Origin of the sequence: Cellulomonas sp. CW35 (assembly GCF_052378485.1) — a bacterium.
Classification (GTDB): Bacteria; Actinomycetota; Actinomycetes; order Actinomycetales; family Cellulomonadaceae; genus Cellulomonas; species Cellulomonas uda.
The window spans coordinates 3467488-3491377 of sequence record NZ_CP199000.1; the positions used below are offsets into that span (position 1 = coordinate 3467488).

Sequence of the window (23890 nt, forward strand, 5' to 3'; positions counted from 1 at the left end):
CACCGTAGCGAACCGGGCAGCCCCGCGTGGGCGGTATCCACACGAGAGGGCGCTTTCGGGTGACGCCCGGGTCGCCCCGGGCGTCACCCGGCGGCGCTCAGGGCAGGAGGGCGGGCGTGCGGGTGGCGGCGGCGACGCGGTCGAGGATCTTGTCGAGGACGACGCCGCGCTCGAACTGCAGCGCGTGCTCGCGCGCTCGCGCGGACCACGCCGCGCGCTCGTCGTCGTCCATCGCGAGGACCTTGTCGATCGCGGCGGCGATCGCGCCGGGGTCGGACGCCGGCACGACGAGCGCGGTGCTGCCGACGGCCTCCCCGATTCCTCCGGTGTCGGTCGTGATCACCGGGCCGCCGCCGGACAGCATGTTCTCGACGAGCGCGATGCCGAACGTCTCGACGAACTCGGGCCGCGGCTTGGACGGCAGCACGAACGCGGTGCAGCCCGCCATGAGGTGCGGCTTCTCGTCGTCGGGCACGTCGTGCAGGAACGTGACCAGGTCGCCGAGACCGGTCGCGGCGGCACGGTCGTGCAGCTCGGCGGCCTGCGGGCCGTTGCCGGCGACCACGAGGCGCTGCCCGGCCGCGGGTGCCCCCGAGGCGACGTACCCGTCGATGAGGTCGTCGACGCCCTTGGCGTGCGCGAGCCGCGACAGGTAGAGCACGTACCCGCCGCGGGTCAGGCCGCGCGCGGCGAGCACGCGGCCCGTCTCGTCGTCGTCGCGCCGCACGTACGCCGCCACGTCGACCGCCGGGTAGGAGATCGCGACGCGTGCGCGCAGCTCGGCCGCGAACCGGGTGCCGTGCGCCGCGTCGAGCGCGGCCGCCTCGGTCACGACGAGGTCGCGCGTGTACTGCGAGACCGCGAGGCACACGTCGTGCTCGAGGTACCCGGACAGCACGTGCGCGGCCGCGCCGAACCGGCCCTCCTCCACGCACGCGCGCACCACGTTGGTGACGTCGGAACCCACGGCCTCCGCGACGGTCACGACGTCCACGGGCAGGCCCGTGCGCCGCGCGACGTGCACGGCGTCGGCGATCGCGGTCGCGTGCGGCGACAGGTACAGCGACATCGCGACGGTCGGGACGCCGTCGGTGAACAGCTCCACGAGCCGCCCGGTGAGCCCCGCGAGCCAGCGACCGTCGGGCACCTTGTAGTCACCCACGGGTGCGGGCCGCTCCACGACGATCCCCGGCGAGTACGGGAGCACGCCGTCGAGCGGCTTGAGGGGCAGCCCCGCGGCCTGCAGCCGGTCGACGGGCCAGGTGACGATGCGCACCTCGTCGAACCCGCGGTCCAGGGCGGCCTCCGCGAGGTTGCGGGCCTCGCCCGAGTGACCGCAGATGACCGGGTCGGCGCGCACGACGATCACGAGGCGGCGGTTCGGGCGGGCGACGTGCTGGGTCATGGCGTCGTCCTCTCGGGGTTCTGGGGATGCTGCGGTGCGGGCGCGGACGGCGGCCGGTGCCGCGTCGCCCACCCCGACGGTTCGGGGCCGAGCCCGACGAGCAGGCGCCCGCCGCGGTGCAGCTCACCGCCCGTGAGGTACGGCCGGTCCAGCGGCACGCCGTCCAGGTGCACGGACTGCACGTGCTGCGCGGGGCCGCCCGGCTCGGGTTCGACGAAGCCCGTGGTCTCGATCGCGAGCGTCCCGCCCGCCACGTCGACGCGCGCCTCACGCCACGCGGGCGCGTTGAGCAGGAACAGGTTCTGCCCCGCCACGGGGAACACCCCCAGCGACGCCCACACGTACCAGGAGGACAGCCCGCCGGAGTCGTCGTTGCCCGGCAGGCCGCCGCGGCCGGTGCCGAACTGCTGCTGCACCACGTCGTGCACCACCTGCGCGGTGCGGTCCGGGCGCCCGGCGTACATGTACGCCCACGGCGCCTCCATGTCCGGCTCGTTGTTCAGGCCCTCGAACCGGTCGAGCGCGTAGCCCGCCGCGAGCTCCTGCACGTCCGGCCGCACGCCCGGCTGCTTCACGGGATCCGCACCGAAGCCGAAGAACCGGTCGAGCATCCCGACGAACGCCTCGTCGCCGCCCGCGAGCGCGATCCGGGACGCCATGTCGTGCAGCAGACGGAACGAGTAGTTCCACCGGCCGCCCTCGTACCACGTGGAGTCGACGAGCAGCCCGTCCGGGCCGAACGCGCGGGTCCACCCGCCCGCGAGCGTGCCGAACTGGTCGACGAGCGTCAGGTCACCGACGCGCGCCGCGACGATCGCCGTGCACCAGTAGCCGAACGCCAGGTCGAGGGTGTGGCTGACGGGGTGCGTGATGCCGCGCTGCAGGTACTCCTCGCCGTACGTGCGGCGCAGGTCGTCGTGCATGTGCACGAGCGCCCAGTCCCAGTCGACGCCGGGCAGGCCGAGCGAGCACAGGTCCGCGAGGAACGTGTGCGCGAGCGCCGAGCCCTGCCGCGAGAACCGGTCCGCGCCGCGCGCCATGCGGTACCCGATCGGGAGGTTGCCCTCCTCCTCCGCGATCTGCAGCAACGCGTTCGCGAGCTCGACGGACCGCTCCGGGACCAGCGCCGTCATGAGCGGCAGGTGGGTGCGGTAGATGTCCCACATCGTCGACAGGTCGAACGCGAACGGGCCGGGCGTCGGCCAGAACGGCGACTCGTCGGGCGCAAGGCACGGCTTCACGAGCGAGTGGTACAGCGCGGTCGCCATGACCGTCTGCTTGTCCGACGAGGGCGTGTCCACCGCGACCTTGCCCAGGTGCTCGCGCCACACCGTGCGCGTCGCGCCGCGGCGCTCGTCGAACGCCGGCCCGCCGCCGCCCAGCTCGGCCTCCAACGTCTCGCGCGCCTGGTCGACGCCACGCAGCGAGAACCCGAACCGCAGCTCGACCACCTGCCCGGCCTCCGCGGGGCCCGCCCACATCAGGCCGAACGGCCGCAGCGTCGTCGGCCGGATGCGGTCGAAGTCCAGGCGCGTGCCGCCCGGCATGAGCCGGCGGTCGTACCAGAGCATCTGCCGCCAGCCGGGGGCGTCGCACTCGACACGCACCGCGAGCGGTGCCCCCTCGACGACGATCTCCCCCTCCGCCTGCCCGGGCCCGACCGTGCCGAGGTGCGCGCGCAGCGGGATCGTCCGACCGAACGGGATGTCGAGCCCGCCGAGCGAGAAGTCGATGACCACACGCGCGTCGTGGTGCGCAGGGAACGTGTACCGGTGCACCGCGGACTTGGGCCCCACGGTGATCTCCGCGCGCACACCCGACTCGAGCGTCGCCGCGTAGTACCCCGGCTCGGCCTGCTCCTCGACGATCCGCCACGCGGTGCCCAGGTCGTCGAGCGGGCGCAGCATCGGCGTCACCCGGAAGTAGTTGTAGTACTTGCGGATCGCGCCCGTGCCGGACTGCTGGAAGTGCGTGAACCCGCTCGCGACGAGCTCGTCGTGCAGCACGGGCGGCAGACCCTCGGTCGACAGGTCGTAGCGGCCGTAGCCCGTGGGGTACGCGCCCGAGTACGCGCACGCCGAGACCATGCCGAACGGGTACGTCGCCCCCGGGTGCGTGTTGCCGACCTGCGGCTTCGGCCACCACCACGTCGAGGCGAGGCCCGTCGGCACGGGCAGGTCGGTCGCGTCCGTGCCGATGAACGGGTCCACGTGGTCGAACATCCGCGCGCCCTCCCCTGCTCACCTGCGTGGGGACGGCGGACGCGGCCGTGCTGACCGCGCTGTCGTCGCCCCGTTCGTGCGCGACGGTACGAGTGGAGTGTGACAGCAGTGTTGCGCGCACGTCACGACGAACGCGGGCGCCCTTCGTCCCCGACCCGGCACCCGGCCTCCCGGCGCGCTCCTATGCTTGCGCGGTGACCTCCACCGGCGACCGACCGACCGCCCGCATCGCGATCCTCGCCTCCGGGACGGGGACGACGGCCGCCGCGATCATGGACGCCGCGGGACGCACCATCGCCGCCGAGGTCGCCGTCGTGATCAGCAACAACAGCGGCTCCGGTGCGCTGGCCCACGCGCGCGAGCGCGGTGTGCCCACCCGCCACCTGTCCGGCCTCACGCACCCCGACCCCGCGGTCCTCGACGCCGCGATGCTCACCACGCTCGTCGAGTCCGGCGCGCAGCTCGTCGTGCTCGCGGGCTACATGAAGAAGCTCGGGCCGCGCACGCTCGCCGCGTTCCCGGGCCTCGTCGTCAACACCCACCCCGCGCTCCTGCCCGCGTACGGCGGTCAGGGCATGTACGGCGACCGGGTGCACGCCGCGGTGCTCGCCGACGGCGTGCGGCAGACCGGCGCGTCCGTGCACGTCGTCACGCCCGAGTACGACGAGGGTCCCGTCCTGGCCCAGGCGACCGTGCCGGTCGAGCCCGACGACGACGTCGCCTCGCTGCGCGCCCGCGTGCAGGCGGCGGAGAAGACGCTCCTGCTCGACTGGCTCGCCACCCACTTCGCATAGCGCGGCGAGTGACCGGCCTCGATCACGAAGTCGGTATTCCGGCGGCTATCGTCGGACGGTGCTGCTCGTGGGCCCCTGCCATGCGGCATCAGGATGCTCGCGCCGACGCATGGCTTGGAGCGACCCTGACCCGGACCGGGACTCGCCGCGACGCGCTGAGATCAATCCCGGCCGACCTCGTCGGCGATGACCAGAGGACACTCGTCAATCCTCCTTACGCCCAGCCCACACGATCAGCACGTCTGCCGCCACCGCCGCGCGTGCCGTCAAGACCGGCCGAATCGTCGTTGTGCGCGTCCCTGCTGCGACGTCCACCGTATTGCGGAGGGATCAGATGGAAGCGCACCCGACCATGATCGAACTCATCCGCGGAGGGGCGAGTGCTCGGCGGTCCTCACGCACACACCGGCCCCCAACCATTGGCCGGCCCTTGTGACCTGCGTCGGCTAGTAGGCTCACGCTGATGCCCACCCCAACTACAGAACGAGGAACGCAGTGACACGCAAGACAAGTGCCGTGTCGGTTGTCCTAGGGGTTGGAGCACTCCTGGCCGGGGCATTCATGGGCCTGCGCCCCCTTCCGAGCCCGCAAAGCGACCAGGAGACGTGCGGCTCAGCGTTCGCTCCCTCTATTGGCGACTACTCAGACGCTCTTAGCCGTGCGTTCTTCAAGGCCGTCTGCGCTGACGCCGTTAACCAGGCTAAGGTCGTCTCGATCGTGCTGGTTCTGCTCGCCGCCGCTCTCGTTGTCGCTGGAGCTATCGGCCTAGCCGGAGCCCGCCCCCAGCACCACGCCAGCATTCTCGCTGCCAAGCGCCCTGAGCCGCACGCGCCGGTCGCCGAGCAGTTGGAGCGACTCGCTGCCCTGCACGCCAATGGCACGATCACGAATGCAGAATTCGAGGCAGCCAAGCGCAAAGTGCTCAACGAGACCAACGACCAGCCGTGAGCATCGGGGGCCACGTCCGCACGCACGCGACCTCGCGCCGTCGGCTCGCTACATACCGATGACTATCGGACGGTATGGGCGCGATGCACGTGCGGATGGAAGCTCCCGCTCTGTGGCGGCAGCGCCCTCGTGATCTGGTGACTTGACCCGTGAGGTGGACACGCCGGTTCCGGGACTGAACCGAGGGAAGCGACAAGATCTGCTCATGGCAAGGGTGCTGATCAGCCGAGCTCGACGACGGCGTCCCGGTCGAGGATCGGGTCACCACAAACGGGAGCCCCGGGCCATGCGGGGATGCCTCATCGCCGGGATCCGAACGCGCCGCCAGGTGCTGACCGCGCCGCCCGTCTCGTTCAGGCACGCCTGGACCTCTGCACGGGCCTCGTCGCCTGCCGGCGTGCGGCACCAGCGGCAGTACGTGGACGGCGCGATGCGAGGTTCCGCACGCGGATCGACTTGTCTACTCCGGGCGCGTGCGCGAACAGCTCGGCGGTCTCGTCGCCGGTGATGTGGGTCCCTTACGAGGGAGTAGGTGCGGGTGCCAATGGTGGTGTTCGCGTCAAGGAAGGTCTGGCCGTGTCGAGCGCGCGGCGAACGACCGTTGCGCTTGCGGCCGCTCCCCGGCTCCTCCCAAACGGCACGTAGCAAATCCCCGGCCGGACTGCGCGGTTCGGAACGTGCGTCTGCCGCGCTCGCCCGACTTCATCCAGCGGGCGTCGATCCGGGCCACGATGCATGAGCGAGCCAACGGCTCCCTGGCGAGCGGCGGTCACTTCCCCGGCTCGTCGGGCCGCCGGGCGATGGCCCCGGAGGCGAACCAGTCCACCAGGGTCACGGCCAGCGAGACTCCTGCACGAGCCTCCTCGGCGGTCACGTCGCTGTAGTCGACAGCCCCATGCCGGTCGCGGTGCCCGCGCCAGAGAGTTCGCAGCATTTGCACGAGCATCGCCGCGCTCGGTGCATGGTCGTGCTCGCGCAGGGGCAGCCGCCAGTCACCTTGGTCGCGCATGCGGGCGATCACCGTTCCGAGGGTGGCGTCCGGGTTCACGCCGAGCACGATCGGGATGGCGACCGCCTCGACGGCACGGACTGCGTCGGCGTAGGCGGCGGTGGCGTTCTTCTCTAGACCGTGGATGTGCGCCCACGCGCGGGCCAGGAGCGGGCCAGCGTCGGGGACCGTGGTGACGTCCTCGGCGGCCACCCGCACGCCCTCGGGTACGCGGTCGACGAGGCCGAGCTTCCCGGAGCGCTTCCCGACGGTGTACGCCGACCGAGCCTGGCTGAGCACACCCTCCAGCGATGCGAGCGAGATGGCGGCGCGCGATCCGGTGGAGGACTCCGACACGATGTAGTCGACAATGCGGAGCAGGTCGATCTCCGGTAGGCCGCGCAACACCGAGCGCATCCAGGCGCCGGAGGTGATGGAATTGCCGCTCACCGCGCCGAGGTCCAGGCGCAGTACGTTCTGGATGCGCACGAGACGCGCCGTGTCGAACCAGCCCTCGCCCTCGCCCTTGGCCAGACGCCCGGACAGCCAGGCAACCAACGGCTCGCGGAGCCACATAGGCACGCCAGGGACCAGCACCTCGTACGCCTTCTGCGCATCGTCATCAAGACCGAACGGCACCCAGTTCTCAGACACGGCGCCCAGACTGCCAGAGCGGTAGTCAGCGCGGGGTCGAACAGCGTGCTTGTGCCGATGCCGGAACCCGGGCCAACGAACGGGTATGACGACGACCACGACGCCCACGGTTGCATGTGCACCAGGCCGCGACGTAGACCCGGCTCAGCGGGGGCGCTGGTCTGACGCTGCATGCGCCAGAATTGGTGTGTCCCGGCTTCCGTGGAGTTGTCCGGCTGGACTCTCAGGCCACGGTGATCGGTTTTACGGTTCTCGAGCTCGGCTGATGGGATGTCGCCGAGTTCGATGTGCAGGTGGCGGTCGTTGAGCCCAGTCGACCCACGTGAGGGTGCGTGCGCGTCACTGCTGGTTGCGGCCGAAGAACCAGACGGCCAGGACCACCAGCACGATCCCGACGAGGACCGCCGCGACGATCTTCGGCACGGACCACGGGCGCTCACCGACGACCTCCCCGGTGTTGGCGTTGACCATCACCTGCCACTGCTTGCCCGCGTACATGAACGTCGCGAGCCACACGGGCAGCAGGACGAGCTTGATCCGTCGCGCGCGCCTGGCGATCCTCGCGTCCGGCACCGGCTCGACCGCCGCGGCGATCATGGACGCGGCGGGCACGACGATCGACGCGACGGTCGCGCTGGTCATCTCGAACAACAGCGGCGCGGGCGCGCTCGAGCACGCGCGCACGCGCGGCGTGCCGACCCTGCACCTGTCCAGCGTCACGCACCCCGACCCGGACGCGCTCGACGCCGCGATGGTCGAGGCGCTCGCGGACGCGCGCATCGAGCTCGTCGTGCTGGCCGGGTACATGAAGAAGCTCGGGCCGCGCACCCTCGACGCGTTCAGCGGGCTCGTCGTGAACACCCATCCCGCCCTCCTGCCCGCGTACGGCGGCCAGGGCATGTACGGCGACCGCGTGCACGCCGCGGTGCTCGCCGACGGCGCGACGCAGACCGGCGCGTCGGTGCACGTGGTGACGGCGGAGTACGACGAGGGTCCGGTGCTCGCCCAGGCGGTCGTGCCCGTCGAGCCGGGCGACGACGTCGCGTCGCTGCGGGCGCGCGTCCAGGCGGCGGAGAAGTCCCTGCTCCTCGGCTGGCTCGCCACCCACTTCCGCTGACCGCAGGCCACTGGGACTCGGCATTCCCGAGGATCTTCGCGATGCTCTACCGAGTCTGGATGAAGTCCCTCAACTCACAGAGGTCGCCTCGTCTGCACCCTGGTCGGAGCGGCTCACCGACGAAGAAGTGACGCGCCGGCCCCCAGGAGCAGGCACGTGATCGCCACGAACCAGGACAGGGCCGCGACCGCGGGTGCCGTCGCCCAGTTCCAGGAAGCCGGTCCCCCACCCGCGTTGCCCCACCACACGAGGGGGAACAGCGCCACCATCGGCAGGACCCACGCATACGCCGCTCGCCCGACCCCGGCCGAGATCAAGGCCAGCCCGTACCAGAACAGGCCGGCCCGCACGGCTTGGGCCGGGGTCCCGTTGGCCGTTGCCAGCTCGGAGACGGCGCCGAGCGCCACGGTGATCGCGAGCATGGCCAGGAGGTGCACCTGCCGCGTCCGCCACAGCGGCCCGGTGTCGGAGCGATCTGTCTGCGCAACGGGAGACTCCAGGCTCGCGACGCCGATGATCGCGATGAACATGGACAGCACGTAGCGGTACGGCATCATCAGGGGCTGGTCCGAGGACATGAGCGTGAGGAGCCGACCGCCGACGAGGCCGTTGCCGACCGCCAGAACGGTCATGGTCACGACGGCGGCGACGAGGCGTCGCGAGCGCGCGTAGAGCCTCACGTGCACCAAGCCTGGACGGCTGACTCCATGGTCGCGACCCGTTGCGCGACCCAGGCGTCCCGTGTGTCGGCGTCGGCGCGCCAGACCTGCATGACGTCCGCGAGGTCGGTCCCGCTCGAGTCCCCGTAGCCGGCGGGGCGTTCGCTGTCCTCGATCTGCAGCTGGAACAGCGCGGTCAGGTCGTACTCGGCCTCGTAGTACGTGCCGAGCGCCGGGTGGTCCGGCGGTGGGTCGCACCGAACGGGGGCGAGGGAGGAGGCGAGCATCGCCGCGAGGGTGTCGCTGAAGAACCAGGTCCCTTGGCCCATCGCGACGAAGTTGTCGCCTCGGCTGAGCCCGAACTCGTCGAGCTGAGGCCGCAGGCGCCCGCCGACCTGATCCGCGAGCGCGCCGGCACGGTCCGCCTTCTCCGCGAGGCCCGGCAGCAGGAGTGCATCCTCGGGCCAGACGCACACGCGCGGTCGGGTCTCGCTGCACAGCGGGTTGCTGGCGGGCGGGCGAGCCTGGGCGATGGGCGGGCTCGCGAGCACGAGCACGGCGCTGGTGACGATCACCGCCGTCGCCGCCAGCCCGCGAAGTCGGTCGCGGGCGGCAACCGGGTAGACGCGGCCGACGCGTCGGGCGCGCAGACGGTCGCCGAGAACCGGCAGGGCAAGGGCCACAGCGACGACGACGCCCGTCTCCAGTACCGCCCCGACGACTGCGCGGGTGTTGAGCTCGTCCCACGGACGGCCGGCGAGGAAGATCCGCGTCAGCGCGGCCTCGGACGACTCGGGGCTCACCCCCTGAAACCACGCGGCGCGCAGGAACACCAGCAGCACCGCGATCACGGGGGCGAACCACAGCGGACCGCCGAGGCAGCCGAGGAGCATACCGACGGCGACGCTCCCGACCGCGAAGGCCAGGGCCACGACGAGGTACGACGGCCACACGAACCCCGACGGTGCCCCCGCGGTCAGGTTGACCACGACCGCGCAGAGAACGCCTGCGGTCACGACCGCGACGGCCATCGCCACCCGCGCCAGCAGCATCGCCGTCGTGGGGACCCGCCACCCGACGCCCGCAGCTCCGAGCGACTGGTGTCGTGTGCGCCGCAGGGTGTCGTAGGCGCTCAGCCCTGCGGCCACGGGCCCGAGGAAGAGCCAGGGCGCTCCCACCGCGGCCGAGGCCATCGGCCACACGCCGCGCCACGCCGCGACGTCGTTCAGCATGAGCGCGATCTGCGCGACGGCGAGCAGGGCGGTACCTGGCCCGAGGACCGAGCGGCGCAGCTCGGTCCACACGATCACGCCCATCAGGCGTCGACCGCGTGGTTCGCGCCGTCGAGCACGCTCATGTAGCCACGCTCGATCGGGGAGTCTCCTGGCGCGCGCGCGAGTGCGGCGCGGGCGAGCTCGGCCGGGGTGCCCTCGAACCGCACGGCTCCTTCGGCGAGCACCATGACCCTGGACGCCACCACCGCGACGTCCTCCACCAGATGGGTGGACAGCACCACGGCGACGTCGTCGAGGTCCGCGACGAGCGCTCGGAACTGCAGGCGTTGCGCGGGGTCGAGCCCGACTGTCGGCTCGTCGAGCAGCAGGACCCGCGGCCGCGCGACGAGCGCGGCCGCGAGGAACGTGCGCTGGACCATCCCACCGGACAGTGCGCGCATCCGCTTGTCGCGGACCTCGCCCAGGCCGACTCGGTCGAGCATCGCCCGTGCCGCCGTCGATCGCGTCGCTGACGGGACACCCTTGAGCCACGCCGCGTACTCGACGGTCTCCTGTGCCGTGAACGACGGCACGCACGACGGCGACTGCGGCAGGAAGCCGACGATCCGCCGTGCCGCACGTGCATCAGACCGCGAGACGACCGGGTGACCGTCGAGGATCACCCGGCCGCTCGTCGGGGCGAGCTCGCACGCCAGGATGGAGAGCAACGTGGTCTTGCCGGCACCGTTGGGCCCGAGCAGCCCCAGGCGCTCGCCCGGCGTGAGCTCCAGGCTCAAGGACGACAACGCCTGGTGCCGCCCGTAGGTTCGGGTGACCCGGTCGACACTCAACATGGCTGCGCCTCGCTCCTCGGACTCCCGGTGTCAGCCCTTGTAGGCCACGTAGTTACCTGCGGACTGCACGCCCCGCCACGCCTCGCCACTGTCGAATGTCGTCACGGACGCCTTCTTGACGTACCGCCACGGGCCGCTGTAGTCCACCTGATCCGCGCGCGCGACATGCGCCATGTAGCTTCCCGAGGCGCTTGCCGGGTTGCACTTGGCGGACCACGCCGTGTTCCACCACTGCACGTAGCAGCCGTTGGTCTTGGCGCTCGTACCGGCAGCCCAGGCCGTCCCCGACGCGACCGAAACCGCGGGGACTGCTAGCACACCGACGATCAGCGCGCGACCGATGCGCGCCTTCATGCGTGAGTTCATCATGCTGCCTCTCTCTGTTTGTCGGTTACCCGTCCGGGGTGGCCGGGCCCGCTTACCGCTGCGCCGCCCAGGCGTCAGCGTTCGGGCAGCGCCTGGCTGCCCGGATCGAGGGATGCGCGAGCGGGCTACGCGCCGAGGACGTTCTGATGTGCGCCGCGCGAATCCGTGAATCGTGCCGCCCACATCGGTGGTGACCCAGCCGCGGCGCCGGGTCGCGGGTGTTGGTACCCCCAGTGCCCGAGTCCGGCACGCCCGTGTCGATGCATGAGACGAGAACTCATCAGCCCCCCTGGCTGGTCGGCTCGCTGCGGAGCACTGCTCGCGACGCTAGCACCGCTGGCCTCGCATCACGGCCGATTTCAGGAGATCTCGCACCCCGCCCGGCCACGCTCACCGGAGGCCCGTGACGGTCGAGTCCAGCGCGCGTGCTACTGCGGCGGGCGCCGCTAGTTGCGGTTGTAGAGCCAGAACGCCAGCCCCGCGACGACGAGGCCGACGAGCACGGCCGCGATGATCTTCGGGGCGCTGTACGGGCGCTCCCCGACGACCTCGCCGGTGTTCGCGTTGACCATGACCTGCCACTGCTTGCCGGCGTACATGAACGTCGCGATCCAGATGGGCAGCAGGATCAGCTTGAACATCACCTGCGAGTAGGTGGTGTCGATGCGGTGGATCCGTTGCTCGTCGCCGCCGATGTCGCGCTTGACGTCGGCGCGGATCTCGTCGTCCATGATCTGCTTCGCCTGCGCGTACCCGGCCTGCGGGTCGACGTCGTACCGCACGGCCGAGTGCCCGATGAGGTACTCGGACTTGAACGGCTTGACTGCGCCGAGCGTCCACGGGCCGAGCTTGTTGACGCGGTTGCGCGGCAGCGTGGTCGACGCGGGGATCAGCAGGTCGTCGAACGTGTTCCGGATGCGACCGCTCGCGTGGTGCCAGCGGGTGCGCCGCACCTCGTGGTCGCCCTGCTTCTCGGTGTAGTGCTCGCCGCGCTGACCCGTGTAGTCGCTCGTCGTGTTGGCGTCGTACGTCCAGTGCGGCAGGTACGTGCCGCGGATCGACTCGGTGTCGCCGACCTGCTTGAGCGCGCTCGGGGCGAACCAGCGGCTGCGCACCCACTTCTTGACGTTCTCGCGCGCGCCGCGGCTGTCGATCAGGAACGGCAGCACACCTTCGGGCGGGATGACGCCCTCGGGGTTCTCCGCGGCGACGAGGTTGCCGCCGCAGAACTGGCAGTGCCCCGCGACGTCCTTGGTCTCGGTGCTCGCGCCGCACCCGTCGCACGCGAGCACCTGACCGCCGATCGAGGCGACCTGGTAGCCGCGGTTGCCGGCCAGCCACTGCTCGTACGAGTGCTCCGAGACGGTCTCGTCGTCGCCGTGCGTGATCTCGACCGCGTGACCGCACGAGTCGCAGACCAGCGCGGACGTGCCCGCTCCGAACGTGAGGGACGAGCCGCAGACCGGGCAGCGACCCCGCTCGACGGCGGCGGTGTCCTCGCCCCAGCCCGCGGTGGCGGCCGTGGGGCGGTCGTCGGCCTCCGGGAAGGGCGGCGGCGTGAGGGCGTCGTTCGTCATCGTCAGGCCCCCGGCGTCGCGGCGGTCGGCGGCAGCGGCGGCGGCGCCGTGAACAGGCCCGCGAGGTGCGGCACCTGACCGGCGGCGGTCCACGCGGACAGCCCCTGCTTCCAGACGAGCGTGTCGCGCGAGACCTGGCCCGTCCCGACGAGCTGTGCGAGCGCCTCGGGCGTCACGGGGCCCGCCTGCGCGTTGCCCGTGGAGTAGTACCAGAGCTCGTCGGTGACGGGCAGCGGCGGCGGGCCGGCCGGTGCGGCGGGGGCCGCCGGCGCCTGGTTCGCCTGCGAGATGGCCTGCGCCATCTGCGTGCCCATCGCCATGCCCATGCCGAGGCCCATGCCCTCACCCGGGCCGCCGGGGTTCTTCGCGGCGTCACCGATCGCGGTGGCGGTCTGGAACTTGGTGAACTGGTCCAGGTCACCCAGCACGCCCATCTGGGTGCGCTTGTCGAGCGCGGCCTCGACCTCGGGCGGCAGCGAGACGTTCTCGATGACGAACCGCGGGATCGTCACGCCGAACTCCGCGAGCTCGGCACTCAGCGCCGGCGCGAGCTTGGCGGACAGCGACTGCTGGTTCGCGGCGAGGTCGAGCATGGGGATGCCCGAGCTCGCGATCGCCGGCGCGAGGTGGCCGATGACGTTCTGCCGGAAGAACTCGCCGATCTCGTCGGTGCGGAAGTTCGAGTCCGTCCCGACGAGCTGGCGCAGCAGCGCCGACGGGTCGCTGACCTGCAGCGAGTACGTGCCGAACGCGCGCAGGCGCACCATGCCGAACTCCGGGTCGCGCAGCGTGATCGGGTGCTGCGTGCCCCACTTGAAGTCCGTGAACTGCCGCGTCGCGACGAAGTACACCTCGGCCTTGAACGGCGAGTTGAAGCCGTACTTCCAGCCCTTGAGGGTCGAGAGGATCGGCAGGTTCTGGGTCTCCAGCGTGTAGCGGCCGGGGCCGAACACGTCGGCGATCTGGCCCTCGCTCTCGAAGACCGCGACCTGCCCCTCACGGACGATCAGCTGGGCCTGGTTCTTGATCTCGTTGCCCTGGCGGGGGAACCGCCAGACGATCGTGTCCCGCGAGTCGTCGAGGAACTCGACGATGTCGATGAACTGGCCGCGCAGCTTGTCCGCGAATCCCATGCGGTGCTCCTTCGTCTCAGCCGGGCCGTGCCCACCCCGGTCGTGGTGCCCGCCGCGCCCGGGCGGGGTGGCCCGGGGTGCGGTGAACGGAGCAGCATCGCAGGTCAGGCCGCGCCCGTCCACCACGTCTTGACCGCCACATGAACTGCTGCATACCCGCAGGTGGGCGCGGGGACGAACTTCACCCGGACGGCGCACACCCGGAGACCGGGCTCGGTCCTCGGTGCCGTGACCGAGGCGCGTCGCCGCGCGGGCCGGACTGTAGAGTCGCGGCCATGCCGGCGGGGGGCAGCACGCGCAGCGGACAGGACGCCGCGACCCCAGGCGAGCCCGGCCTCGGCCCGCTGACCGCGTACACCTGGCTCAGCCTGCTCGCGGTCGGCCTGATCTCCGTCTCGTTCCCCCTCGGCGAGCTCGTCACCGTGGCGTTGCCACCCGGCTGGACGGTGTTCGCGATCGCGACGACCCTGCTCGCGGGCTACCTCCAGGTCGACCTCCTGCGCCGCGCTCCCGGACTGCGCGCGACACCTCTCCCAGACCACCCGCACCGTCTGCTGTGCGCGCTCGCGGTGGTGCTCGGGCTCGTCGCCTCGCTCGTGCTGTGGGCGGTCGCGGGCACCGGGCACCGTGTCGGTTGGCTCTACGCGATGCCGTTCGGCGCGCTCGTCGCCGCCGTGCTCGTGCACCGCACCCCGTCGCTGCTCGAACCCGACGCGTCGCACCGGCCGGCCGCGCTCGTCGCCGGCGCGTCCGTCGTCGGGACCGCGGCTGCGGCGCTCGTCGGCTACCGCGCCGACGTCCCGCACGCGGACGTGACCGTGCGCGCCCTGTACGGGGCGGCGGTCGTCGTCGCGGCCGCGACCCTCCAGCTCGGGCAGGTGTGGGTCTGGCAGGTCATGCAGGCCCTGCACGTCGCTCGCGTGCGCGCCGCGGATCTCGCGCTCACGAACGAACGCATGCGCTTCGCAGCCGAGCTGCACGACGTGCAGGGCCACCACCTGCAGGTCATCGTCGTGACCGCCGAGCTCGCCGAGCAGCTGGTGCCCCGGGACCCGCAGGCTGCCGTGCGGCACCTGCAGCGGATCCGGTCGCTCGCGGTGACCGCGCTCGAGGACACGCGCGCCGTCGCCTACGCGTACCGCCGCACATCCTTCACGGCCGAGCTCGACAACGGCGTCGCCGTGCTGCGGGCCGCAGGGGTCGACGTGCACGTGCACGGCGAGCCGGACCTGCTCCCGCCCGAGCACGGCTCCGCCATGGGTCACCTGGTGCGCGAGGCGACGACGAACCACCTGCGGCACTCGGACGCCCGTGAGTGCACCATCGAGATCGGGCACGTCGGCACCGACGTCGTCGTCACGGTGCGCGACCCGGGGCCTGCGCGCGCGTCCTCCGTCGTGCGCGACACGCGCCGCGGCCAAGGGCTCGCGGGGCTCGCGGACCGGTTCGCCGCGGCAGGTGGCACGATCGAGGCGCGTGACACCGAGCACGGCTTCGTCCTGACGGGACGGCTCCCGCGCGACGCGACGGCGAGGAGGGGGACATGACGGCCACACCCGCAGCCGGGCGGCACACCCGCGTGGTGCTCGCCGACGACGAGGACCTGCTGCGCACCGCGCTCGGCGAGCTCCTGTCGCTGCAGGAAGGGATCACCGTCGTCGACCAGGTCGCGGACGGACCAGCGGCCGTCGCGTCGGTGCTGGAGCACCAGCCCGACGTGGTGCTGCTCGACCTCGAGATGCCTCACCTCGACGGGATCAGCACCGCCGAGCAGATCCTCGCGCAGTCGACCACCAAGGTCGTCCTCGTCACGCGGCACGCGCGGCCCGGCGTGCTGCGCCGTGCGCTCGCGGTGGGTGTGAGCGCGTTCGCGTCGAAGTCGACCTCCGCGAGCCTGCTCGCGGCGATCGTGCACGACGTCGCGGCCGGCGGCCGGTACATCGACTCCACGGTCGCCGCTGCCGCGCTCTCCGCCGACGCGTGCCCGCTGACGAGCCGCGAGCTCGACGTGCTGCGCGAGGTGCGGCGTGGGCTGCGGGCCCGCGAGATCGGCGAGGCGCTGCACCTGTCGAGCGGCACGGTGCGCAACTACCTGTCGTCCGCGATGGCGAAGATCGGCGCGGCCGACCGCCGGGAAGCGGCCGACCGCGCCTGGTCCGAGGGCTGGATCTGACTCAGCGCGTCAGGTCCCGCCGCTGGGTCAGCACCAGGGCACCCGCGACCAGCACCGCGAGCGTGACGCCGACGACGGTGGCGGACTGCGCGTACGGCGCGGTACCGGTCAGGTTGCGCAGCTCGGCGAGCGCCGTGTGCGGCAGGAACGGCACCACAGCCTCCGGGAGGAAGCTGCGCACGACACCCTCGAGCACGACGATCCACACGAGCGCGCCCGTGATCGCGCCCGCGACGTTGCGCGTCGCGAGACCCAGGGCGGCCCCCGCCACCGCGAGCGCGGTCGGCGAGATCACCGAGCCCGCGACCGCCTGCCACAGCACGCCCTGCGACCACTGGACCGGACCGGCACCCGCCGGCTGCAGCGCCGCGAGCGTGCCCAGCTTGACGAGCTCGGCGACGACGCCCACCACAGCACCGAGCAGCGCAGCGACGACGACCTTCGCGGCCGCCCACCGCCACCGCTCAGGGGTGGCCAGGTACGTCCACACCACCGCTCCCGTGCGGAAGTCACCGGCCGCGAGCACGACCCCCAGAGCCAGGACGACAAGGCCCGACAGCGGGTCGATCAGCACCTCCGCCTGACCCGCGGCAGTCGACACGTCGACGGCCTGCTGCTCGGACCCGTACGTGGACAGCAGCCCGCCCGTCACCACCGCCGCGAACAACCAGGCGGTCACGACCGACCAGCGCACCGCGCGGGAGCGGGTCAGCAGCACGAGCTCGGCCCGGATCGACGCCTTCATCGCACTCCTCCGTTCGTCATGGGTGTGGCCGGACGCGGCGTGCCGTCGACGCCTCGGCCGGGCGGCGCGGCGCCGCGCTCAACGAGCGCGAAGAACACCGACTCGAGCGAAGCGGCACCCATCGGCCCGCTCTCGACGAGCGTCGGCAGGGGTGCCTGCGCGAGCACCTGGCCACCGTGCAGGATCACGACGTCGTCGACCGTGAGCTGCGCCTCGGTGAGCAGGTGCGTGGACAGCAGCACCGAGCCTCCGGCTTCGGCGTGGCGCCGCACCAGCCCACGCAGCCACTGGATGCCCATCGGGTCGAGGCCGTTGAGCGGCTCGTCGAGCACGAGGTGGTGCGGCCGCGCGAGGAGCGCCGCCGCGACGCGCAGTCGCTGCACCATGCCGAGCGAGAACTGCCCGATGCGGCGCCGTCCGACGTCGGCCAGCTCGACCTCACCGAGCACCTCCTCCACGCGCTCGGCGGGGACGCGCGAGCGCACCGCGAGCGAGCGCAGCACCGTCGCCGCGGTGTGCTGCGGCGGGAAGCCCGCGACGTCGAGGCATGCGCCGACCGCCCGGGTGGGGGAGGTCAGCTGCGAGTACGGGGTGCCGTCGATCGTCGCGGTCCCCTCGTCGTGCCCCGCGAGCCCCAGCACGACCTTCAGGCACGTGGTCTTGCCGCTGCCGTTGGGACCGAGCAGGCCCGTCACGCGGCCCGGCGCCGCCGTGAACGACACCCCGCGCACACCCCCTCCGCCCGCGTACGTCTTCGTCAGGCCGTGGCAGCGGATGCCACCGTCGGACCGGCTCATGGTCAACTCCTCTCTCGAGACCCGGCGCTCACGCCGTCTCAGTGGTCAGCGCGCCCACCGGCACGCGCGCCGGCGTCGGCTCCGGCCGCGCCGTCCCCGGGTCGCGAGCGGCGCTGCGGCGCAGGTGCGCGACCTGCACGCGGACCCGCTCCCGAAGCCCCAGCAGCTCGCGGTCGGTGAACACCAGCAGGTCGGACGCGATCATGAAGGCCGAGAACACCGGCAGGCCCATGAGGAACCCGATGCTCAAGTGCATCCCGACGAGCGCGACGAACGCGACATGCCGACCGACCGGGCGCAGCAGGAGGAACGGGAACGCGATCTGCACGACGACCGCGGCATACGTCGCGAGCGTCACGAGCAGCGGGACCGTGTACACCGCCTGGCTCAGCTCGGGCCACGGGCTGTAGTCGGCGACCCGCAGGATGTAGTAGACAGCCGTGCCCTCCTGCCACACCTCGCCCTGGGCCTTGAACAACCCCGACGCGCCGTAGAGGACGCACAGCTGCGCGACGCACGCGACGAGCGCCGCGTTGTGCAGGATCGTCGCGAGTTGGCGGCGAGTGGCACGGTGCGCGGCGAGCGCGTCGTACCGGTCGGTGCGGGCCTCGCGGCGAGCTCGACGCGCGTCGAGCGACACGTACGCGGACACGTGCGCGACGCACATGTACAGCAGCAGGATCCGCATGATGTTGTCGCCGCCGTTCGTGACGAACGGGTTGCGCTCGTGCCACGACCACAGCAGGACGAACAGCACGGGCGTCACGACGCGCGTGCGCCACCCGAGCGCGAACAGCGCGGCCGCGACCGCGAGCGCGAGGTAGATCAGGTCGGTCTGCCACGCGGTCCGGGCGAACAGGTACAGCGAGAGGATCGACCCGTCACCTCCGTCGGCCCGCAGCCGCTCGAGGCTGTACGCCGCGTCGGGACCCCAGATGCGGTGCCGCACGGGCAGGTTCACGACCAGGTCGACGAGGAGGATCACGCCGTAGGCGATCCGGACCAGGGAGAACGCGACGAGCCCGTGCCGCCGGTCCGCGACCAGCGCGACCGCACGGTCGGCCAGGTCGCGCAGCCGCGTGCGCACGTCGACGAGCGTGAGCGGTGCGGGAGCGGTGCTGGTGGGGGTCATCGCCGGTCTCCTGTCGGGTCGGTGACGCCGTGCGCGGCCGCCGACGACGTCGTCGGGGTCGGCAGGTCGCGCCACGGGAGGGTCACGTGGCTGATCTCGCCGAGGCCGTCGTCGTGTCGCTGCGACCAGCGGGGGAACTCGTGCGTGACGAGGCGGACCTGGATCCGCGTCACGTCCCCCCAGGTGCGGCGCGCGGCGTCGGCCGCGGCGTCGTGCAGGTTGCGCAGCGTGTCCTCGTAGGCCTCCCGCGTGTGCGCGGGGACGTCGGCGAGCTCGTCGTCGGGCAGGAGGATCGGCAGATCCGCGGGTGGGTCGGCCGGGTACGCGGCCTCGACCGCGGCGTCGCGTGACATGAGGAACGCGTGCATGACGCCGCTCACGGTGTAGTAGGAGCGGTCGGGCAGCGGGTTGTGGTGCCGCGCCTCGAGGTACGGCGCGTTGATCGTCAGGAAGTCGGTGTCCTCGCCGTCGCGCGTCGTGGCACGGACCAGGACACCCGAGTCGGTCCGGACGGGGTCGGGGGCGAACAGCTGCCAGTTCTGCTCGAAGAACGGCTGGATCCACGCGTTCACGGGGCGCTGCAATGCGTACTTGAGCGGGTTGGGTGGCGCGACGTACAACGCGGTCACCGCGAGGTGCGTCCCGAGCACGGCCGCCACGAGGCCGAGCGCGAGGAGCACCGTCCGGGGCCTGCGGGTGCGGGTGGACATGGGAGCCTCCGGGACGAGGGACGGGTGAGGTGGTGCGGGTGGGTGACGCGCAGCCACCCACCCGCACCGGTGCGTCAGTCGAAGACGGCCTCGGACGGCACGAGCTGGTTGGTGTCCCAGATGCCGATGACCTTCTTCGCGGCCCAGCCGGCGACGACCTTGCCGGCGCCCGCGGCGGCACCCGCGACGAACGCCGTCGCGACGACCGCCGGGACCGCGGCCGGCGACGCGTCGGCCGACTGGACGTCCTGACGCGCCGCGGCGTCGAACGCGGCGACGGCGTTGATCGACGACGTCGGCCCGGCGGCCGGGGTCGCGGCGTGCGCGGCGACCGGGGCTGCGCCGACGGACAGCGCGGCGATCGACGCGATCGCGGCGAGACGGGTCTTCATGGGCATACCTGGTGCTCCTTGTCTGTCGTGACTGCTGTCGGGACGGTTCCTGCGAGTCGTCAGCCGCGGGCCGGCAGGGAGCACGCGGAGCCGCTCAGCCGGTGGCGGTTGCGCGCGACCCACGCGTAGACGAGGGACGCGACCCACGCGCTCGGCTGCTCGAGGACCAGACGGCCCAGGAGCCGGTCGTCACGCGACGGCGCACGCAGGAGCGCGTGCCCGAACGCCTCGTGACCCACCCGCCTGGTCCCGTCCTCCTCGACGAGCACCGCCGCGGCCTCCAGCTGCTCCGGCGTGAGCCCGTACGCGTGCAGGTCCACGCCCTGCCACGCCTGCGCGCGCACCGTGCTGCCCGTCCGCTCGAGCAACCACCTGGTCGCCCGCTCGCACAGACCGCAGTCGCCGTCGTAGAGGAAGGTCGCCGTGGTGCCCATGTCTCTGCCCTCCGTGCTGGTCCTGCTGACATCGACCATGCTGGTCAGCGGGCTACGCGGCGGGCAGTGCCGGGACGTCACAAGCTCGTGGGACACAACGCGGCCCCCCGGCATGACACCTGTCACGGGTCGACGGTGACCCGTGCGCACGACGGCGGGCTGCACCCGGCCGCTCCTCGGTGCCGTGGCCGTCAGGAGCACGCGCATCCACGAGAATGCGTGCATGACACGCGCTGATCATCTGACTGCGATCGTCGACCTCGACCTTCCCGGCCCGCGCATCTCGCGTCACGTGTACGGGCACTTCGCCGAGCACCTGGGCCGGTGCATCTACGGCGGGTTCTGGGTCGGTGAGGACTCGGACGTGCCGAACGTGCGGGGCATCCGCTCCGACGTGGTGGACGCGCTGCGTGCGCTGCAGATCCCGAACCTGCGCTGGCCGGGCGGCTGCTTCGCCGACGACTACCACTGGCGTGACGGGATCGGTCCGCGCGACCAGCGGCCCCGCATGGTCAACTCCCACTGGGGTGACGTCGTCGAGGACAACTCGTTCGGCACGCACGAGTTCATGGACCTGTGCGAGCTGCTGGGCGCCGACCCGTACGTGAGCGGCAACGTCGGCTCCGGCACCGTGCGGGAGATGAGCGAGTGGATCGAGTACCTCACGCGCGCCGACGACTCCCCCATGGCCGCACTGCGCCGCGAGAACGGCCGCGACGAGCCGTGGCGCGTGCCGTTCTGGGGCATCGGCAACGAGGCGTGGGGCTGCGGCGGCAACCTGCGGGCCGAGCAGTTCGCGTCGCTCGCCCGCCAGTACGCGACGTACGTGCGCGACCACGGCGACAACACGGTCTACCGGATCGCCGCCGGCGCGGACTCGGACGACATGCACTGGACCGAGGCGCTCATGCGCTCGTTCGACCAGGCCGGGCTCGGGCAGTCGCCCGCCGCACCGTTCCAGGCGCTGTCGCTGCACTACTACACGATGACCGGCTCGTGGTCCGCGAAGGGCTCCGCGACGCAGTTCACCACCGACGAGTGGTACCTCGCGCTCGCCCGCGCCGCGCACATGGAGACGCTCCTGCAGCGCCACAGCACCGTCATGGACCGCTACGACCCCCAGCGGAACGTCGGGCTCGTCGTCGACGAGTGGGGCACGTGGTGGGACGTCGAGCCCGGCACCAACCCCGGGTTCCTGTACCAGCAGAACACGCTGCGCGACGCGCTCGTCGCCTCGACCCACCTCGACGCGTTCCACCGGCACGCCGACCGCGTGGTCATGGCGAACATCGCCCAGACCGTCAACGTGCTGCAGGCCATGCTCCTGACCGACCCGGACTCCGGGGCGCTGGTCCTCACCCCGACCTACCACGTGTACGAGATGAGCACGGGGCACCACGACGCCGACGCGCTCGCGGTGCACCTCAAGGACGTGCCCGCCGTCGAGACCGCCGGCAAGGAGCTGCCGCTGGTGTCGGCGTCCGCGTCCACGCGCGGCGACACCGCGCTCGTGTCGATCTCGCACCTCGACGCGGCCGAGTCCCGCACTCTCGTCGTCGACCTGCGCGGACGCGAGGTCACGGCGCACACCGCGCGCATCCTGACCGCCGACCGCGTCGACGCGCACAACACCCCCGACGCGCTCGACCGGGTCGCCCCGCGCCCGCACGACGACGCGGTGCGACCCCACCCGCGCGGCCTTGAGGTCACCCTCCCCCCGGCGAGCTTCGTGACGCTCTCCCTCACGCTCGCCTGACCCGCACCCGACCCCGCCGTTGCTCCGGGTATCCGCCACCAGAGACGGAGCAACCGCGGGGTCGCGGGGTGGTCGCGGGGTCGACGGTGTCCGGACCTTCGGTCGGGTCGCTCAGGCGTCGCCGCGCTGGTCCTCGTCGAGGCTCGTGACGGTCGTCAGCAGGAACACGCTGTCCTCCAGCGCGAGCACCGCGTGCCGCTGGTGCGTCAGCACGACGAGCTCGCCGCGCGCGAGGTCGGTCTGCTCGACCCCGGTGACGCGCACCCGCCCCTCGAGCACCTGCAGGCTCGCGGCGGGCGGTGAGTTGTGCTCCGCGAGCTCGACGCCCGCGACGAGCGCGATCACGGTCTGCCGCAGCACGCCGTCGTGCACGACGAGCTGCGCGTCGCGTCCGTGCGCCGAGGCGCGCGCGGCGTCCAGGTGGGTGCGTGCGGCGGTCACGAGGTCCGTCATGTGCTGCCCTCTCTCGTCGGCTGTGCCCAGCCTGCCCTACGAGCCGCGGGCGCGCCCCGGCTCACGGGTCCAGGATGGGCGGGTGACGGAGCACGAGCCTGCCGACGAGCTGAGCCCTGACCCTGACCCGCGCACCGGCCGGCGGCACGGTGCGCACGCCGACTGGAACCCGCGCGGCCCGCGCGTGCGCCGCGACCCGGTCGCCGCGTACGACGCACTGCGCGCGCAGTGCCCGGTCGCGCGCGGGCCGGACGGCGCGTGGACCGTGTTCACGCATGCCGACGTGATGCGCGTGGCGCTCGACCACGAGACCTTCTCCAACGCGGTCTCGCGCCACCTGCAGGTGCCCAACGGGGTCGACGGACCCGCGCACACCGCGTACCGCGCGGCCGTGGAGCGGTTCTTCACGCCCGAGCGGATGCGTGAGCTGGAGCCGGTGGTCGGGCGGGTCGCCCAGGCGCTCGTCGGCGGCCTCGTCGTACCCGGTGCCGTCGACGCCGTGGCGCTCGGCGCGCGGTTCGCGGTGCGGGCCCAGAGCGCCTGGCTCGGGTGGCCCGCCGACCTCGAGGAGGAGCTGCTCGCGTGGGTGCGCGACAACCGCGACGCGACGCGGTCCCGGGACCCGGAGCGCACGGCACGCGTCGCCGCGCGGTTCGACGCGATCATCCGCTCGCTCACCGACGTCCGGCGGGCCGCGGACGCGCCGCAGGACGTGACGACCGAGCTGCTGCGCACCCGCGTCGACGGCCGGGCGCTGAGCGACGACGAGGTCGTCTCGATCCTGCGGAACTGGACGGGCGGCGACCTCGGGTCGATGGCGCTGTGCACCGGCGTCGTGGTCACCTACCTCGCCGACCACCCCGAGCTGCAGGACCACCTGCGCGGCGGTGTGAGCGACCGCGAGCTCGACGCGGTGCTCGACGAGATCCTGCGCATCGACGACCCGTTCGTCAGCAACCGGCGGGTCACCACGCGCCCGGTGGAGCTCGGCGGGCGACGCGTCGGCGCGGGTGAGCGGGTCGTCCTGAGCTGGACGTCCGCGAACCGCGACGAGCGCGTGTTCGGGGACCCGGACGCGTTCGACCCGGTCGGCAACGCGCCGTACAACCTCGTCTACGGGATCGGGAAGCACGTGTGCCCGGGCCGGCCCCTCGCGACGCTGGAGCTGCGCGTGCTGGTCCGCGCGCTGCTGGCGGCCACGGGCGCGGTCCGTCCCGACCCCGACGCGGCCCGGGTCCGTGAGCAGCCGCCGGCCGGTGGCCTCGCGTCCGCGCCGGTGCTCCTGGTCCCGCGTCCCGCCTGACGACACGCGCATCACCCGTCCGGGTGAGCGGACCGCGGGTCCCCGGGCAGATACTGGGCCCGAT

Annotated in this window: 24 protein-coding genes; 7 read left to right on the forward strand and 17 right to left on the reverse strand. The window is 72.4% G+C overall.

The features are described 5' to 3' along the window. Positions 1-97: 97 nt before the first annotated feature. Both ACT17Q_RS15835 and ACT17Q_RS15840 read right to left on the reverse strand, forming a co-directional pair. On the reverse strand, positions 98-1405 hold the full coding sequence (locus ACT17Q_RS15835; RefSeq protein ID WP_444663645.1) for a glycosyltransferase: 1308 nt from the start codon (positions 1403-1405) through the stop codon (positions 98-100). Beyond that, on the reverse strand, positions 1402-3627 hold the full coding sequence (locus ACT17Q_RS15840; protein ID WP_444663647.1) for a glycoside hydrolase domain-containing protein: 2226 nt from the start codon (positions 3625-3627) through the stop codon (positions 1402-1404). Before ACT17Q_RS15840 ends, ACT17Q_RS15835 begins: the two co-directional genes overlap by 4 nt. 194 nt (positions 3628-3821) lie before the next feature. Between ACT17Q_RS15840 and purN (ACT17Q_RS15845) the strand changes: the two genes are divergently transcribed. Next, the gene (purN, locus tag ACT17Q_RS15845; RefSeq protein WP_444663649.1) at positions 3822-4421 is read left to right on the forward strand and encodes a phosphoribosylglycinamide formyltransferase; all 600 of its coding nucleotides are present in this window, start codon (positions 3822-3824) and stop codon (positions 4419-4421) included. A gap of 495 nt (positions 4422-4916) precedes the next feature. Further along, positions 4917-5369, forward strand: coding sequence for an SHOCT domain-containing protein (locus tag ACT17Q_RS15850; protein WP_444663651.1), 453 nt, complete (start codon positions 4917-4919; stop codon positions 5367-5369). A 769-nt stretch (positions 5370-6138) separates the two neighbouring features. On the opposite strand, the gene ACT17Q_RS15855 is transcribed toward ACT17Q_RS15850, so the two are convergent. Both ACT17Q_RS15855 and ACT17Q_RS15860 read right to left on the reverse strand, forming a co-directional pair. Further along, positions 6139-7011 carry a hypothetical protein gene (locus ACT17Q_RS15855; RefSeq protein WP_444663653.1) on the reverse strand — a complete coding sequence of 291 codons (873 nt, stop codon included), beginning with the start codon at positions 7009-7011 and terminating at the stop codon, positions 6139-6141. Positions 7012-7350: 339 nt separating this feature from the next. Beyond that, positions 7351-7623 (reverse strand): hypothetical protein, encoded by a 273-nt coding sequence (locus ACT17Q_RS15860; RefSeq protein ID WP_444663655.1) that lies wholly within the window; start codon positions 7621-7623, stop codon positions 7351-7353. Here ACT17Q_RS15860 and purN (ACT17Q_RS15865) point away from each other — a divergent pair. Further along, positions 7607-8128: a phosphoribosylglycinamide formyltransferase gene (gene purN, locus ACT17Q_RS15865; protein WP_444663657.1), complete on the forward strand. Its 522-nt coding sequence runs from the start codon at positions 7607-7609 to the stop codon at positions 8126-8128. The genes ACT17Q_RS15860 and purN (ACT17Q_RS15865) overlap by 17 nt on opposite strands. Before the next feature lie 113 nt (positions 8129-8241). Here the strand turns inward: purN (ACT17Q_RS15865) and ACT17Q_RS15870 are convergent, their stop codons facing one another. The 6 genes from ACT17Q_RS15870 to ACT17Q_RS15895 all read right to left on the reverse strand — a co-directional run bounded on the left by ACT17Q_RS15870 (position 8242) and on the right by ACT17Q_RS15895 (position 13931). Then, positions 8242-8808, reverse strand: coding sequence for a hypothetical protein (locus ACT17Q_RS15870; RefSeq protein WP_444663659.1), 567 nt, complete (start codon positions 8806-8808; stop codon positions 8242-8244). Beyond that, entirely contained in the window at positions 8805-10103 is a 1299-nt protein-coding gene (locus tag ACT17Q_RS15875) for a hypothetical protein (RefSeq protein WP_444663660.1), read from the reverse strand. Before ACT17Q_RS15875 ends, ACT17Q_RS15870 begins: the two co-directional genes overlap by 4 nt. Further along, positions 10103-10798 (reverse strand): ABC transporter ATP-binding protein, encoded by a 696-nt coding sequence (locus tag ACT17Q_RS15880; RefSeq protein WP_444663662.1) that lies wholly within the window; start codon positions 10796-10798, stop codon positions 10103-10105. The genes ACT17Q_RS15875 and ACT17Q_RS15880 overlap by 1 nt, the downstream gene beginning before the upstream one ends. 87 nt (positions 10799-10885) lie before the next feature. Then, the gene (locus tag ACT17Q_RS15885; RefSeq protein ID WP_444663664.1) at positions 10886-11209 is read right to left on the reverse strand and encodes a hypothetical protein; all 324 of its coding nucleotides are present in this window, start codon (positions 11207-11209) and stop codon (positions 10886-10888) included. Between the two features lie 458 nt (positions 11210-11667). After that, positions 11668-12798, reverse strand: coding sequence for a hypothetical protein (locus ACT17Q_RS15890; protein WP_444663666.1), 1131 nt, complete (start codon positions 12796-12798; stop codon positions 11668-11670). 2 nt (positions 12799-12800) lie between these two features. Then, positions 12801-13931 (reverse strand): SPFH domain-containing protein, encoded by a 1131-nt coding sequence (locus tag ACT17Q_RS15895; protein ID WP_444663668.1) that lies wholly within the window; start codon positions 13929-13931, stop codon positions 12801-12803. 275 nt (positions 13932-14206) lie between these two features. On the opposite strand from ACT17Q_RS15895, the gene ACT17Q_RS15900 reads away from it, so the two are divergent. After that, positions 14207-15478, forward strand: coding sequence for a sensor histidine kinase (locus tag ACT17Q_RS15900; RefSeq protein WP_094181539.1), 1272 nt, complete (start codon positions 14207-14209; stop codon positions 15476-15478). After that, positions 15475-16104, forward strand: a complete 630-nt coding sequence (locus tag ACT17Q_RS15905) for a response regulator transcription factor (protein ID WP_094181538.1) — start codon at positions 15475-15477, stop codon at positions 16102-16104. Before ACT17Q_RS15900 ends, ACT17Q_RS15905 begins: the two co-directional genes overlap by 4 nt. Position 16105: 1 nt before the next feature. Here ACT17Q_RS15905 and ACT17Q_RS15910 read toward each other — a convergent pair whose 3' ends face one another. From ACT17Q_RS15910 to ACT17Q_RS15935, 6 genes are all read right to left on the reverse strand, one after another. After that, on the reverse strand, positions 16106-16849 hold the full coding sequence (locus ACT17Q_RS15910) for a hypothetical protein (protein WP_094181537.1): 744 nt from the start codon (positions 16847-16849) through the stop codon (positions 16106-16108). Beyond that, positions 16846-17646 (reverse strand): ATP-binding cassette domain-containing protein, encoded by an 801-nt coding sequence (locus ACT17Q_RS15915; protein ID WP_444663671.1) that lies wholly within the window; start codon positions 17644-17646, stop codon positions 16846-16848. The genes ACT17Q_RS15910 and ACT17Q_RS15915 overlap by 4 nt, the downstream gene beginning before the upstream one ends. Before the next feature lie 28 nt (positions 17647-17674). Beyond that, positions 17675-18778, reverse strand: a complete 1104-nt coding sequence (locus tag ACT17Q_RS15920) for a hypothetical protein (RefSeq protein ID WP_444663673.1) — start codon at positions 18776-18778, stop codon at positions 17675-17677. After that, positions 18775-19488 (reverse strand): DUF5819 family protein, encoded by a 714-nt coding sequence (locus tag ACT17Q_RS15925; RefSeq protein WP_268531781.1) that lies wholly within the window; start codon positions 19486-19488, stop codon positions 18775-18777. Before ACT17Q_RS15925 ends, ACT17Q_RS15920 begins: the two co-directional genes overlap by 4 nt. A 74-nt stretch (positions 19489-19562) precedes the next feature. Next, entirely contained in the window at positions 19563-19880 is a 318-nt protein-coding gene (locus tag ACT17Q_RS15930; RefSeq protein WP_141321358.1) for a hypothetical protein, read from the reverse strand. 59 nt (positions 19881-19939) lie between these two features. Continuing rightward, entirely contained in the window at positions 19940-20314 is a 375-nt protein-coding gene (locus ACT17Q_RS15935) for a thiol-disulfide oxidoreductase DCC family protein (RefSeq protein WP_157732651.1), read from the reverse strand. Between the two features lie 223 nt (positions 20315-20537). Here ACT17Q_RS15935 and ACT17Q_RS15940 point away from each other — a divergent pair, with 223 nt between their 5' ends. Beyond that, complete coding sequence (locus tag ACT17Q_RS15940) at positions 20538-22070, forward strand: alpha-N-arabinofuranosidase (RefSeq protein ID WP_444663676.1); 1533 nt, start codon at positions 20538-20540, stop codon at positions 22068-22070. Positions 22071-22181: 111 nt separating this feature from the next. Here ACT17Q_RS15940 and ACT17Q_RS15945 read toward each other — a convergent pair whose 3' ends face one another. Continuing rightward, positions 22182-22523 (reverse strand): cupin, encoded by a 342-nt coding sequence (locus tag ACT17Q_RS15945; RefSeq protein ID WP_268531787.1) that lies wholly within the window; start codon positions 22521-22523, stop codon positions 22182-22184. 82 nt (positions 22524-22605) lie between these two features. On the opposite strand from ACT17Q_RS15945, the gene ACT17Q_RS15950 reads away from it, so the two are divergent. After that, a complete protein-coding gene (locus tag ACT17Q_RS15950) occupies positions 22606-23826 on the forward strand; it encodes a cytochrome P450 (RefSeq protein WP_444663678.1) in 1221 nt (406 codons plus the stop codon). Positions 23827-23890: the final 64 nt, after the last annotated feature.